This window comes from Rhodococcus sp. P3_B8 (assembly GCF_056402775.1).
In genome coordinates this window covers 23,680-37,240 of sequence record NZ_JBFUGT010000003.1, presented here as the reverse complement: position 1 = coordinate 37,240, position 13,561 = coordinate 23,680, and the positions used below count along the sequence as shown (strand labels likewise).

13 protein-coding genes and 1 pseudogene are annotated in these 13,561 nt (G+C 61.3%); 2 read left to right on the top strand and 12 right to left on the bottom strand.

Going from position 1 to position 13,561, the window contains the following annotated elements; all coding sequences use genetic code 11:
- Nucleotides 1-151 precede the first annotated feature (151 nt).
- The 9 genes from AC1D1G_RS02550 to AC1D1G_RS02510 form a co-directional block, all read right to left on the bottom strand.
- The gene (locus AC1D1G_RS02550; RefSeq protein ID WP_477950919.1) at nt 152-1,213 is read right to left on the bottom strand and encodes a LacI family DNA-binding transcriptional regulator; all 1,062 of its coding nucleotides are present in this window, start codon (nt 1,211-1,213) and stop codon (nt 152-154) included.
- A gap of 36 nt (nt 1,214-1,249) precedes the next feature.
- Nucleotides 1,250-1,699: a VOC family protein gene (locus AC1D1G_RS02545; protein WP_477950917.1), complete on the bottom strand. Its 450-nt coding sequence runs from the start codon at nt 1,697-1,699 to the stop codon at nt 1,250-1,252.
- A gap of 151 nt (nt 1,700-1,850) precedes the next feature.
- A complete protein-coding gene (locus AC1D1G_RS02540; RefSeq protein ID WP_477950915.1) occupies nt 1,851-2,909 on the bottom strand; it encodes an XdhC family protein in 1,059 nt (352 codons plus the stop codon).
- Nucleotides 2,897-3,418, bottom strand: coding sequence for a (2Fe-2S)-binding protein (locus AC1D1G_RS02535; protein ID WP_477950913.1), 522 nt, complete (start codon nt 3,416-3,418; stop codon nt 2,897-2,899). Before AC1D1G_RS02535 ends, AC1D1G_RS02540 begins: the two co-directional genes overlap by 13 nt.
- Entirely contained in the window at nt 3,415-4,290 is an 876-nt protein-coding gene (locus AC1D1G_RS02530) for an FAD binding domain-containing protein (protein ID WP_477950912.1), read from the bottom strand. The genes AC1D1G_RS02535 and AC1D1G_RS02530 overlap by 4 nt, the downstream gene beginning before the upstream one ends.
- 2 nt (nt 4,291-4,292) lie before the next feature.
- On the bottom strand, nt 4,293-6,662 hold the full coding sequence (locus AC1D1G_RS02525) for a xanthine dehydrogenase family protein molybdopterin-binding subunit (protein ID WP_477950910.1): 2,370 nt from the start codon (nt 6,660-6,662) through the stop codon (nt 4,293-4,295).
- 46 nt (nt 6,663-6,708) lie between these two features.
- Nucleotides 6,709-7,515: an enoyl-CoA hydratase/isomerase family protein gene (locus AC1D1G_RS02520; protein WP_477950908.1), complete on the bottom strand. Its 807-nt coding sequence runs from the start codon at nt 7,513-7,515 to the stop codon at nt 6,709-6,711.
- Nucleotides 7,516-7,556: 41 nt separating this feature from the next.
- Complete coding sequence (locus tag AC1D1G_RS02515; protein ID WP_477950906.1) at nt 7,557-8,333, bottom strand: cyclase family protein; 777 nt, start codon at nt 8,331-8,333, stop codon at nt 7,557-7,559.
- Nucleotides 8,334-9,056: 723 nt separating this feature from the next.
- A complete protein-coding gene (locus tag AC1D1G_RS02510) occupies nt 9,057-10,175 on the bottom strand; it encodes a saccharopine dehydrogenase NADP-binding domain-containing protein (RefSeq protein WP_477950904.1) in 1,119 nt (372 codons plus the stop codon).
- Between the two features lie 77 nt (nt 10,176-10,252).
- Here AC1D1G_RS02510 and AC1D1G_RS02505 point away from each other — a divergent pair, with 77 nt between their 5' ends.
- Nucleotides 10,253-10,831, top strand: coding sequence for a TetR family transcriptional regulator (locus AC1D1G_RS02505; protein WP_477950902.1), 579 nt, complete (start codon nt 10,253-10,255; stop codon nt 10,829-10,831).
- Between the two features lie 484 nt (nt 10,832-11,315).
- On the opposite strand, the gene AC1D1G_RS02500 is transcribed toward AC1D1G_RS02505, so the two are convergent.
- Together AC1D1G_RS02500 and AC1D1G_RS02495 are read right to left on the bottom strand one after the other, a co-directional pair.
- The gene (locus AC1D1G_RS02500; protein ID WP_477950900.1) at nt 11,316-11,618 is read right to left on the bottom strand and encodes a hypothetical protein; all 303 of its coding nucleotides are present in this window, start codon (nt 11,616-11,618) and stop codon (nt 11,316-11,318) included.
- A gap of 77 nt (nt 11,619-11,695) precedes the next feature.
- Nucleotides 11,696-11,929 (bottom strand): hypothetical protein, encoded by a 234-nt coding sequence (locus AC1D1G_RS02495; RefSeq protein WP_477951107.1) that lies wholly within the window; start codon nt 11,927-11,929, stop codon nt 11,696-11,698.
- A 14-nt stretch (nt 11,930-11,943) separates the two neighbouring features.
- Here AC1D1G_RS02495 and AC1D1G_RS02490 point away from each other — a divergent pair.
- Nucleotides 11,944-12,122: pseudogene (locus tag AC1D1G_RS02490) on the top strand (transposase); the annotation flags it as partial.
- A 235-nt stretch (nt 12,123-12,357) separates the two neighbouring features.
- Here the strand turns inward: AC1D1G_RS02490 and AC1D1G_RS02485 are convergent.
- Nucleotides 12,358-13,389 (bottom strand): aldo/keto reductase, encoded by a 1,032-nt coding sequence (locus AC1D1G_RS02485; protein ID WP_477950898.1) that lies wholly within the window; start codon nt 13,387-13,389, stop codon nt 12,358-12,360.
- Between the last annotated feature and the right edge of the window lie 172 nt (nt 13,390-13,561).

Here is a 13,561-nt window from a genome sequence, read left to right as displayed (position 1 = left end):
CCTGGCCGCGAAAGCTGGCTCTGCGTTTTATGTTTCGGACCGAATTCGTAGAACTGTCGATCTGTCAACTATGACGGTAGACACACCATTGCCCCGGGTCAATCGTTTGATATCAACGTGGTCATAGTGCCGAAGTGTGTTTGTGAGTCTGTCAGTGGACGCGTGCCGCAGCGGTGGAATCGCGTAGAAGGAGTCTCGGTGGGTCCGGAACGACGATGCGGCGCGGTGTCCCACCTTCGGCAAGCACTGTCGCAAGTTCGACTGCCTCGGCTCCGAGTTGCCATGTGGGCAGGGAAACGGTGGACAGGCGCGGAGAAAGAAAGTCAGCCAGCTGATCGGTGTGCAAAGCTAGCACCGAAACATCATCCGGCACAATAATTCCTGCGTCACGTACCGCCGCCAAAGCACCGACTCCCATTGGGAAAGTCCCGGCGATGAGAGCAGTCGGAGCCGAACTGTGGCGCAGTGCGCGAAGTGCCCCCTCGTAACCCGCAGCGTAGTCGCGGTCCCGAACTTCGATCGTGGTTCCGGTGATTGCCTGCTTTTCACACGCAGCCAAGAAGCCGCTTCTGCGCCGCACCATCGTGTCGAGCGTGTGCGAACCGAAGATTCCACAGACCGAACGATGACGAAGTTCGAAGAGATGGCTCACAGCTAGCGCCGCGGCGTCACTGTCGCGTAGAACGACGCTCGCAGATACCCCACGGACTTGGCGATTTACCAAAACTACCGATCTCGGCGCCCGCTCGACCAGCTCGCGCAAGGACTCGTCTTCGATCTGCCCGGAGGCGACCATCATCGCGTCCACGCGTCCGTGCATCAGCATGTCGGTGATGGTTTCGTGTGGATCCCCAGCGGCGTGAGTACCCAGGACCAGTCCGTACCCGCGTTTTTTCGCCTGTTGCTCGACACCCTGGGCGATCGAGGAGTACACGGGGCTGGTGAATCCCGGCAACAGCAAGCCGAATGTCTTGGTCTTGGAGTTCCGCAGGCCGCGTGCGGATGCGTTGGCGCGGTATCCGAGAGTCTTTGCGGCGTGCTTGATTCTGGCGCGAGTGTCCTCTGATGCGAACCCCTTCGGATCGTCGCGAAGGACCCGCGAGACCAAACTGACGTCTACGCTCGCCAGGCGCGCGACATCTGCCAACGTCGGCCGCCGTCGTCGGTCGGCGTCCTCGCTGTGCGTCGCGGCTTGAATTCTTTCAGCTGTCATTGTGCCACGCTCCGACTCCGGTCACCGTTCTGACGGTCAGGGGCATATAGCTCGGAAGGCAGGGGAGGTGGTGGGATAGGTGAGAATGTTGATCAATATCCCATCGGGGTCGCGGACCATGGTGGATCTGAGTCCGTCCGCCGACAGTGTCTGCACCTTCCATTCGAACGTCACGTCACACGACTCCAGGTAGGCGGTGATGGCCTCCAGGTCGTCGGTCCTGAACACAATGGCTTTGAGGCCGCTGGTGCGCAGGTGCGGTCCAGGGACGATCGGAGCATCTGGGTGAAGGCGAGCCCGTCGTTGAGAGAGCAACTCTATTCGAGCTCCGTCTCGCTCGATGATCACCAACTCGGCGTCCACCACGGTGCTGAACGTTCGATAGACCACTTCGAATCCGAAGACCCGTTGGTACCATTCGAGTGATTTCGCCAGGTCGGTGACGGAGACGGCGACGTTGTCGAACTCCAAACCTTCGATGGTCATGCGACTTGCTCCACTCTGCTCGGTCGAACATTGTCCTACCCGGTCTGGGCAGGTTGTCTCATCTGAATCGGGACCGTGTCATGGGCGCGGCGCGTCGCGTCGAACGCTTCAGCGATTGACGGCCTCGGGTGAATCGGTCCCAAACAAACACTCAGCGCCTTGCATGAGGCAGCGGATCTCGTCGCCAGAATCTGGGCAAGGATCGAAATTGCTTTCTCTTCCGCTGTTTCTGCGCCGAGGCCGAGCGCGACCGCGAATGCAGAGTGGGCAGTTCTCGATGGGTGTGGCCACGCTCGAGGAGGGCGGTCAAGCGGCGCTCGTGTGTGATGCGAGAACCCATTGCCCCGGCATAACGAACAGGAAGCTTCAACGCGAGTTCGATCAACGGAACATCGAACGTGTCGTCGTGGGGCACGATGTACACCACCGTCCGCTCGTTGACAGCTGCCTCCGCAAGATAGTCGAGAGGCCACCTCTCCACGACCTCCGCGTCGGGAAATCGGAGCTGGACGGCGAACCGAGGTCGTGCGTCACAGATGGTCACCCGGTACCCGAGTGGTCGTGCCGCACGTGATAGGGCGCCGGCGAAGTCGACCGCACCGAAGACTATCATTCGCGGTGATGGTGCTTGAATCAGACAGCAGACATCGAACATCTCGCCGTCGCAGTTGAACGTCGTCGTCGAGCTTCTCCCTGCCCTCATGCTTGTGCGCAGCGCACGCGCGACACGACCGTGCACGGTAGGGCGCAAACGGTCGCTCGAATCACGATCGATTTCGAGTGAGAGCGATACGACGGCGACACACTGAGTGCCAGCGTCGACGACCACTGCGGGGCCGGCCGGTTTCCCGCTGCGAGCCAGACTCAGTTGGTGTGCGACGGCACCGCCCTCTCTGTCGTTGTGAAATTTCTGTATGCACACACGTATTCGTCCACCGCAGGACAGCCCGACTGCGAATGGATCATCACCTGCCAGACCGAACTCCTCCACCCATGGCCTGCCAGTGCTTAGTACATCCAGACACGCCTCGTAGATGGCACCTTCGAAGCAGCCGCCGGAGAGGCTCCCGACGACTCTCCCTTGTGCGTCGACAGCCATCGATGTGCCGAGGGCGCGCGGTGCACTACCGTCAACGTCGATCACCGTTGCCACGGCGAGCGGTTCGTTCCGTTCGAGCGCGCTCAAGAATTCGTCGGCTATTGCGAACACGCGGTAGCCCCTCCGTACTCCGGTCGAGCCATGTCGGCCTCGCGCATGATGTCGGACGCGCGTCTGACACCCCGTACAAAATTGTCGTACCCGGTGCATCGGCAGAGGTTCCCACTCAATGTGTCTCGGATTTCGGCATCCGACGGGTTCGGTTGCCGTTCCAACAGGTCGGTTGCCGAGAGAATCATGCCCGGTAAGCAAAATCCACACTGAAACGAGTAGCACTCCATGAAAGCCCGCTGCACTGGACTGGGTTCGTGTTCTGTGCCAAGGCTCTCGATGGTCCGGATTGTCTGTCCGTCGACTCGTCCCGCGAAAATCATGCAGGTTTTCACGCAGACGTTGTCGACGGATGCCGTACACGTGCCGCAATCCCCGTTTCGGCAGCCGACGCGCACACCCTTGAGGCCGAAGTTTTCGCGCAGAACATCCACCAGGATGGCATCGCTCGGGACCGTGGCCGCCTCAGCTTTGCCGTTTACGACCAAGTTCACACGCTGATCCGTCATCGGGTACCTCCCGCAGCTGTCTGTGCCAACCGCAGAGCACGGCGAGCTATCTCGGGCGCAACCTGACGCCGGTAGTCAGACGGGGCTCTGAGATCCGACCACAGGTTTTCGGGAGGAAGGGTCTCGACTGCGTCTCGCACCGCAGCGATCGCTGCGTGCTCGTCGAAGTGTTGCTCCCGGCGCTGGATGGGAACTACCACCGGGACCGTCGCCAGCCCGCCCAACACCAGCAGTCCCCTGGTTTGCGATCCGTCGGTGTCGGACGGAGGAAGTAGACACGACGCGGTAACCACCGGCCACGACGATTCGGCGAACTTCAACTTGTAGTACGCGGTACGCATTCCGTAGGACTTCCGGGGAAAGCAAATCCCGGAGAGGATTTCGGCATCGCACATGGCGTTGCGCTCGGCACCGACGAAGAAGTCGGCGGACGCCACTCGCCGTTGAGCCACCGATGATTGGACAATCATCTGCGCGCCGAGTGCAGTCAAGACCGCCGGCGCATCCGAATGTGGCCGTGCTGCACACGCAGCGCCTCCTAGCGTTCCTTGGTTACGAATCTGGATGCCGCCGGTGATGCCACTGGCCATCAGGTGCAGGATACGAAGTTCACGGCGAATGATCGGTGACAAGATCAGTTGTTGGTAGGTGACCAGTGCGCCGACGTGTATCTCGGTCGTGCTCAGCGTGATTTCGTGGGCCCCGATCCGTCCGAGGTCAATGATCCGGGACGGCGTCGTGTACCCCTGGGAGAGGGATGGAACAGTGAGGGTCCCGCCGCCGATCACCAGCGTTGCTCGCCCGTCCGAGAGGTGGCGTTGCAGTGATCGTGCAGCTTCGACAGCGCTGCGCGGAAATTCGACTTCTCGCATACTCATCGTTCACGGTTGGCGACGGTCAACATTTCCAACACCCGCGGAGGGGTGAGAGGAAACGTCGTCGCCTGGACGCCGTAGCGTGCGAGGGCATCGTCGACCGCATTGGCCACTGCCGCGAGTGCGCCTCCCACGCCCGCCTCTCCTGCACCCTTTGCACCGAAGAGTGTATTGGGCGAAAGCGTTTCGAAGTGACCTATTGTGAACGTCGGTAGATCGTTCGCCCGCGGGATCATGTACTCTTTGAACGATCGCGATTGGGAATGCCCGCCGGTGTCGAATTGACTGTGTTCGAACAGCGCTATTCCAATGCCCATCGCCATTGCTCCTTGTAGCTGCCCCTCCACCAATGCCCCGTTGATGACCCGTCCGCAGTCGTGGACGGCAGTCAAGCCGTGCAGCGTGATCTTTCCGGTCAGCCTGTCCACAGCCACGTGCGCGACGTAGGCGCCGCTGGAGAAGTACGGATAGCTGTACCGGTACGGGATTGTTTCCTCGGGACGCGTCGTGTTGACAGGATGATAAGTGCGCTCGTGGTTCAATGCCGATGGATCTGAGGCAAGGGCGTGGGCACTGATGTCGGAGATGGGTAGCGACGCCTGTAACGGCATCTCCACTCGACCGCCAACGAGCCTGATCTGCGCTGCCGGCACCCCCGTCAGTGTGGAGGCAATTCCGGTCAGTTCCGTCGCGAGAGCTCGCGCGGCGAGCACTACCGCCGCTCCTCCGACTGCCGTACCACGACTGCTGGCGTTTCCTGTCCCGGCCGGAACGATGTCGGTATCGCCCTGCACGACAGTGATGTCGTCCCTGGTGAGCCCGAGCACGTCGGCAGCCAACATCGCGAGGGATGTTTCACCTCCCCCTCCAGGACTGGTGACACCGCTGTAAACATGAACGTGTCCGGTGACATCCATTGCCACGGTGGCTGATTCATTTGCTGCGTACGTCGGCGCAACTCCCTCCGACAGGCGACCTGACGCGTGCCCTCCTCCTTCTGGCGTGATCTCGAAGGCAATCCCGACGCCTTCGAGTACTTCGGTGTCGTCGTTCTCCCGAGCCGCCTTGCGGAGTTGTTCGTAATCGGACAGTGACAGAACCTCGTCCAGTACGCCTGCGAAATTACCGCTGTCGATGAGGTATCCAGACGGCATCCGGTGCGGAAAGGCGCCCGAGCTCAGTAGATTACGGCGCCGGATGAGCACGGGGTCCACATCAAGGTATCGGGCTATTAGGTCCATGGTGCGTTCCATCACCAGGATCGGTCCTTCTTTTCCGAAGCCACGCAACGAATGCCACGGGGGCTCGTTCGTCTCGACCACCAAGGATTCGATGGCCACGTTGTCGATTCGGTACGCGGTTGGAAAGCTGGCCGCGGCGACGAAAGCCTGCCGCCAGCCGGGCGACGTCGATTCGGCACCGACCGGAATGACCATCCTGTCAGCGAAGACAGTGACCGTGCCGAGTTCGTCGAAACCTACAGTCACTTCGTGAAGTTGCTCGCGGCCGCCACCCAGAAAGCACTCGCTGCGACTTTCAATCCACTTGACCGGCCGACCGGTGAGCATAGTCATCAGGCACACGAGCGGCTCCTCGACCGACCCAGCCATCTTCAAACCGAAGGAGCCACCGACTGAGTTGACCACGACACGAATCGCACCCTCATCGATGCCCAAGATCGTCGACAACTGACCCCGTAACTGAAAAGGCTGCTGGTGCGACGCGTGGAGCGTCAAGCGCCCGTCCTCCTCCGACCAGGATGCGACGTAACCGCGTGGTTCTATGGGTGCCGTCGAGCTCCGCTGCATCGAGAAGCGAAAGTTTTTGGTATGAGCGGCCACCATGAGTGCTGTGCCTACATCGCCGCACTTGAATACGTTTGTCGCGATGACGCGGTCCTCGAGTTCCGGCGACAGTCGGTCGTTGAGCCGATGCCTCTGAAACACGTTGGGGTCGGTCACCGCGGGTACCTCCTCGTACTCGGCGGTGACCGCCGCCGCGCCCTCCATGGCCGCACGGCGCGTCTCGGCCACCACGACTGCAATCGGTTCTCCGACGAATCTCACGCTTTCGACGGGGAGTGCCGTCATGACGCTCCGTCGCCCACCGATCAGTTCGGGCTCACCGAAGCTGTATGGGAGAGGACCCATGTATGTGGCAGCCTCTCTCCCCTCCATAGCTCGCACCACGCCGTCGACCCGACGCGCGCCCGTGAGGTCGACCTCAAGCAACCGTGCGTGGGCCACGGTGCTTCGTGCGACTGCCATGTACAGCATGTTCGGAGGGCGCGCATCGTCAACATAGGTCGATGCTCCACTGACGAACGTGAACGCGTCGGTCTTGGGGTACGGCTGCGACTTCTTTACCATCGGGGTGCGGCTTTCGGCTCGAATTACAGTTTGACCAAAACGGCGATCAAACCTTCATTCTGGCCAGCCCTTCGAGAGCTAGGCCGTATCCGAGGAGTCCGTGCATGCGCGCCCGCAGGTCTTCGGTGAGTGCAGTTCTGGTGTACCTGCGCACGAGGCGCGGCTGCAGCAGAAGTTGCCGAGCAAGAGCGTGAGCGCGGGCGAGCACGTCCCCCTTCGGCAACACTTCGTTGACAAACCCGATCGAGAACGCCTCCGGGGCAGTCACTTTCTGCCCAGTCATCAAGAAGTATCGCCCGCGAGTGACCCCCATCAGAAGTGGCATCACAATGTGCATGCCGTCTCCCGGCACCATGCCACCGGCGAAGTGAGCTGTGTCTTGAAAATAGGTGTCGTCTGACGCGAGGACGATATCCGACACGAGGGGGATTTCTGCGTGTCTCACTGCTGGACCGTTGATCGCGGAAATGATCGGGGCTTCAATGGACAAGAGGTTCGGCAGCAAATGCTTACCCTCGAAGTAGATGGGGTCGTAGATATCTGGCGTCATGGTGTTGCGGTTAGGGTGTTCTCCAGGCTTGATTGCCGGCCCGCTGAAGTAGTCACCGGTCCCGGTGAGGATGATGACATCGTTGTCCCGATCTCGACCGATCTGCAGGAACGCATCTTCGAGTTCGTTGTGTGCGAGCAGACTCCACTGGAGAGGTCCGCCGTCGGTGTGTAACGTGACTTCGAGTACTCCATCGTCGGACCGGACCATCGAGATGCTCTGATACTTTTCCTTGTAGCTGTCGAAGCTCGACGCTGCCCGCTCGAGGTGGCTCATACTCGGTGTCGTTACTGTGTCTGTCATAGGTGTTCTCTCTTTCGTAATTTTGGTGCGCCGGACGACTGTCAAGGCTCGTCGAAGATGGCGACGGCCCTGGTCCACCCGCCCGAGGCGGCAAAGATTTTGACAGGGAATGCGGCTATCTGGAACCCGTGTGGGGGAAGCTGTTCGAGGTATCGAAGCTTCTCGATTTGGCAGTATTCGACTGTACGGCCGGCTTTGTGCCCCTCCCAGATGATCGAGGGGTCTCCGTCACGCGCGTACCGTTCGGCCACGTACTTGTAGGGCGCGTCCCATCCCCAGGCGTCTGTGCCGACTACCCGTACGCCCTGATCGYACAGGAAGAGGGTTGCGTCTCTTCCTATCCCACAACCACTCTCCGAATATTCCTCTGTTCCGAACTTCTCGGCAGCCGACGTGTTGACAACCACGATGTCGAACGGTCGGAGCGAATAGTCGATCCGCGCGAGCTCCTGTTCGATGTCATTCGGAGTGACCACATAGCCGTCGGCGAGGTGACGGAAGTCGAGCTTGACGCCTGGTCTGAAGAACCAGTCCAGCGGCATCTCGTCGATTCCTCGGGGCTTGCTGCCGTCCTCGAGCAGCGAAGAATAGTGCCATGGAGAGTCGACGTGAGTTCCGTTATGGGTGGAAAGATGCACGGTTTCCAACGCGAAGGCTTCAGCATTGGGTAGGTCGGAGGCTTCGAGGCCAGGGTATCGACGCTTCAACGTCGGCACGGTGTCCTGATGGCTGGTATAGGTGATGCAGTATTCGTATCCGGGGGGATCCGAGGGAATATCGTTCTGCAGGGTCATTGAGAGGTCAAGTATTCGTCGCATGAAGATCCGTTCGGTGAGAACCGCTCAGCCATCGTGGGCGTCAGCCGGAGCAGTCCATGAAAGCAGATGGCCGAACTGCCAGAGGGCTTACATGGCACAACCTTGGCACGCCTAACGAGAGATAGTCAATCGTTTGATATCAAAGTTTGGGCGATGTCGGGTCGATCAGGACGTTAGATTCACCTTTCCACGCGAGGCGTCCCCAGTACCAACTACAACTGCACCTGCCGGCCGAATCTGTCGTGGATGTCGGCACCGGAAGCACTCGCCAAGGAATGAGATTTGCTGTTAGTCAGGGGTATTTGCAGCCAAATGCTGTTTCGCTCAACGTAACAACCATGATATTGGTGGGGTATTTTGACTAAATGGTTCGAGTCGTGCGGAGGCGCGCATCCGTAATTACTGTTGGAAGGCCACTGGGGTCGATTCGAGCCGGCGTCGACAAAAGGGGCCAGTCCACAACATCTACTCGAGGTCGGACTGCTTCGTGATCCGGGCTTTCGCACCGCACCACGTTGTCCGCAGGCGGATCCATCGCCCTACCGAACATTTCGAACTACGGTGCAGCCGAAGCAGGTGTCGTCCTTCGGTCCCGAGTCGCCGCCGTCGACCTCGCATCCGGCACCCGGTCGACGCAATCCATCGGGGTGGTCGAACCCAATGCCACAAGTCCGTATGTGATAGTTGTCGGGCGAGCGTCGAGCCGTTCGTTAGCAGGGCCGTTCAGATGGCTGAGCCGGGGTGGTCGGCAAGGAAGAGGCCACCCGCCTCGACTGAAATGTTGGGACCGAACGCCGCGGCGGGAGTGAAGGCCCCAACAGGAGCCGAGCCGCTCAGGAGACGTCGGATGACCGCATCGATTACACCGACCGTATACATCATGCCGTCGTCGGCTCGTAGCCACCCTTCCTTGCGTGCCCCGTCGGCCCACTCGACCACCGCGTGACCCCAGGAGTGAGGACGAGGACGTGGAGCAGCTTTGATTCTCGTCGAAGCGAACTGCCGCACCGCGAAGCGGCGCACACTTTCGATGGACAACAGTTTGCCGAGCGCCGGTAGCGCGGCGCGCACGACATAGCCGGTCGGTGCGAGCGCCGACGTCACGACAATCGAGGGCGCACCACTCGCAGCCCTCGCCGCATGCAGCTCACCCGATGGGACGGCCGCCGACACAACGGTTGTGCCGTCCGGCAGGGTTAATCGCTGCGGATCCGAACCCAGACGCGTGCGAACGATTCGGCCGTCGCGATACTTGCGCCCGCCGGTCGTGATGACGTCCATCGTGGTCGCGGCGAACGCTTCCCCAATCGACCCGGCCTCGGTCGCTACCGACGCGAGTGCGTCCACCTGAACATGAATCGGCACGGTCGCATTGCTGCACAACGAAAACACGATAGATTCTGTTGCGACAACCCCGAATCCAGCACCGGTGATGAGTGTGCTCCCGGAATCGGCCGCCTCCTGATTCAGAGCGACAAGCGCGGGTATCGAGATCAGGTCATTCGCAACATCGACGTAGAGCCCGCCGGGCATGCACGCTCGCGCAATCTCGACGGCGGTCTGCGCGTACCGGCCCATAGCGTTGACGACGATGGCTGGTCGGTCCCGTCGCAGGCGCTCGAGCAACGCCTCGTGGGTCGGAATGACAAGAGTCCTCACTGACCCGGGCAGGGCGCCCGCAACTCGGTTCAGCCCGTCTACACTGCGGCCGACCAGTACCGGTGCCCGGTCGTCCTCGGCAGCGAGGCGCTGCACGACCGCGCTTCCGATGCGCCCGGTTGCTCCCAGAATCCAGGTAGCAGGCGTGCGGTTCATGCCGGCCTCCATGAAGCTGTCGATCATCCTACCGTGATGGCACTGCGTGACATCACGGTACCACGGCGATGACACTCTGGGACATCAGAGTGTATGGTCGCGACATGGCACGCTGGGATCCCGAAGCCGAATCTCGCCTTCGACGAGCGGCGCTCGAACTGTTCGCCACATACGGGTACGACTCCGTTACTGTCACGCAGATCGCCGAGTCGGCGGGCCTGACACGTCGAACCTTCTTCCGCTACTTTCCAGACAAGAAGGAAGTGCTGTTCGCTGGATCAGACACGCTGTCTACTGCGCTACGCGATCGGTTCGAACGAGCAGACACCACAATGCCACCCGTTGACGTTGTCATGAACACGCTGGCGGAAGTGGGCGAATTCATCCTGCACACCGCAGACGACCAAACCCGACGGCGTTCGATCATCGCCGAGAGCGACGAACTGCGAGAACGAGAACGCACCAAACTAGCCTGCGTTGCTCATGCGGTAGCCGAGTACCTTGTCACATGTCGATACGACGCTCACGACGCCCACTTGCTCGGCGACGTAAGCGCCGCTTTGTTCCGCTCGGCCTACGACCGCTGCCTCGACAGCCCCGGCGTCGAACACTTCGAAACTGCCATCGAGGACGCCTCCTCCGCGCTGACCGTTCTGATGAAAGCGCCTAGTCCGCGCCCATGACTCTGGCCGGCGACTCGGCTCAAGACAACGGACACGACCGAGGTCTTCTCGCATTCAAGCGAATGCAGAGACGCGGCTTGCCGCTGTTCGGTAACGCCTGTCCGAGCCTACGTACCGTGAGTTACGACGGGTCCTCGTGAGAGCGAGGTACCTTCGCTCCTGCCCGATCGACGGCCGCTTTCACGATGCCGAACACCCGGCGCCGGCAGGATCGAGCGCGGGGCACGTTTTGCCGAGTGCAATTCGTCGACCGCTATCCGGTCGACCTACGGAGATGCCCCGACATGCTGGATGCGGTACGTAACCTGGAGTATTCCTCGTCCTCGCCTAGCGGTTCTGTGACTTGAATACAGCAGGTGCCCGCGCCACCGGACGCATTCGTGTGGTTGCGGCTCTACCAGCAGCAGATGCATGGCCTGGTGTCCGCGGGAGGCGACGACCCGTTGTGGTGGACGCTTCGCAAGCCGTTTCGGCCGTTGACCTATCACGCGGCACACCGCATGTTCACCCGGGTCAACGCGCTGCTGGGCGCAAACTGGACGCTGCACGACCTCCGCCACATTTTCATCACCGACGCCGTCATGAACGGCATGCCACCCCATATCGCCCAACTCGTCGTCGGCCACCCGACATCAACATCACCATCGGCTACAAGGCCGTCTACCCCGCAGAGGTCATCACCGGCCACCGCGCCTTCCTTGCCCGCCGCCGCGCCCTGCGGCCCGGCGAGGAATACCGCACTCCCACCGACACCGAATGGAACGAGTTCCTTGGGCATTTCGAACACCGCAAGGTCCTCTCGGCACCTGCGGACGCGCCTACAGCACCCCCTGCATCCATGAGCACTCCTGCCTGCGTTGCCCACTACTGCGACCGGACCCCCAGCAACGCGGCCGACTCACCGAGGTCCGCGACAACCTGCTCGCCCGCATCGACGAAGCCCACCGCGAAGGCTGGCTCGGCGAAGTCGAAGGACTCCGCATCCGCCTCGCCGGAGCCGAACACAAACTCGCTCAACTCGGCGAACTCACCACGATATCCCTTGGCCATACCCAATTTTTCCAGACGAGCGTCACGATCAGTCCCGACGACACGCATTCTGCAACAGGCTCTACGACACCGAGATAAGGCGAGTGATCTGCTCGACGAACGCGATCGAATCTCTCGACGCTTCCGCCGGGCTGTGCGAGCGCGAGGACACTTCCCCAACGACCAAGCAGCAAGGTGGAAAGGAGCTTTGAACGCATTCGCTATCACATTCGAGGGCAGGATCACCCCAAATATCCGCTGACCATGCGCCAGAGCCAGATCCACCGAATATCTGATAGTCCCCGGTCCAGCCGTCCGCCGCGAAGCTGTGTCCGGTGTTTCGCCAGGAATGCCGGGTCTGCCGCAACAGAACAAGACCTTTCTGTCGACGCCCGATCTGCCGGCACCCGGTGTCGGTGGATCCCACCGGTCGCCGGCAAGCGTGACAGTCGCATAGGAGTCCCGGCGGACGAAGCACGGCGAGATCTACCTGTCGATCAAAGCCTGAGTCCGGTTCCGTGCACGCCGTGTTCCTCGATGAGCGYGAGTTCTTCGTCGGTGAGCGGCGGGAAGTTCAGGGCCGCGATGTTGTGGTCGAGYTGCTCGGTGGAACTCGCKCCGAYCAGCGCCGAGGTGAYCTCCTGCCGCCGCAGCACCCACTGCAGCGCGAGCTGTGCCAGTGACTGGCCGCGGGCCTCGGCGATCTTGTTGAGCTCGGCGGTGCGYTGCCGGTAGGTCTCGTCGATCACATCCGGCGTCAGGAACGTGCTGTTCTGTGCTCGTGCGCGTTCGGGAATCGTCTCCAGGTACTTGTCCGTCAGCAGACCCTGCGCCAGGGGTGAATACACGATGAGCCCGAATCCGTCCTGGCGGGCGGTGTCCAGCAAGCCGTTCTGTTCCGGACGGCGGTCGTAGATCGAGTAGCGCGCCTGGTGGATGAGCAGCGGAACGCCGGCCTGGCGTAGCAGTTCGGCGGCTTCGTGGGTGCGATCGGGTAGGTAGTTGGAGATGCCGACGTAGAGCGCTTTGCCCTGCTCCACCGCGCTGACCAGAGCCCCGACGGATTCCTCCAGTGGCGTGCTGAGGTCGGGGCTGTGGTGGTAGAAGATGTCGACGTAGTCGGTGCCGAGGTCGCGCAGACTGTGGTCGAGCGAGGTCAGGATCGACTTGCGCGAGCCGCCTTTGAGATAGGGGCTCGGACCGATCGGGTTGCCTGCCTTGGTCGACAGGATGAGTTCGTCCCGGTAAGGGGCGAGGTCCTTGGCGAGTACGGCGCCGAAGTTCTTCTGGGCTGCGCGATGTGGTGGGCCGTAGCGGTCGGCGTTGTCGAAGTGGGTAATGCCYAGGTCGAACGCGTGGAGGATGATCTCCCGCTGMGTCGCGAAAGCGTAGTCGCTACCGAACTTCTGCCACAGGCCGAACGAGAATGCAGGCAGATCGAGTCCGGAGTTTCCGGTGCGGTGGTACGGGATCTTCTCGTAGCGGTCTTCGGCCGCGGCGTAGGTGAGATCGAGGGGGCTGTCGGTCATCGGTGTCGTCTCGTCCGTTTCTGATCGGTTGTCGCATTTAGCAGACACAACCTAGGTTCTGATCCACGCCGGTGCCAGGCAGCGCCTCGTTGTGATGCCCACGATGACGCGCTCAGCCATTTCTCTCCAACTCCCGGATGTTCTTGACGGGATCATGCGCGATACGTTGATG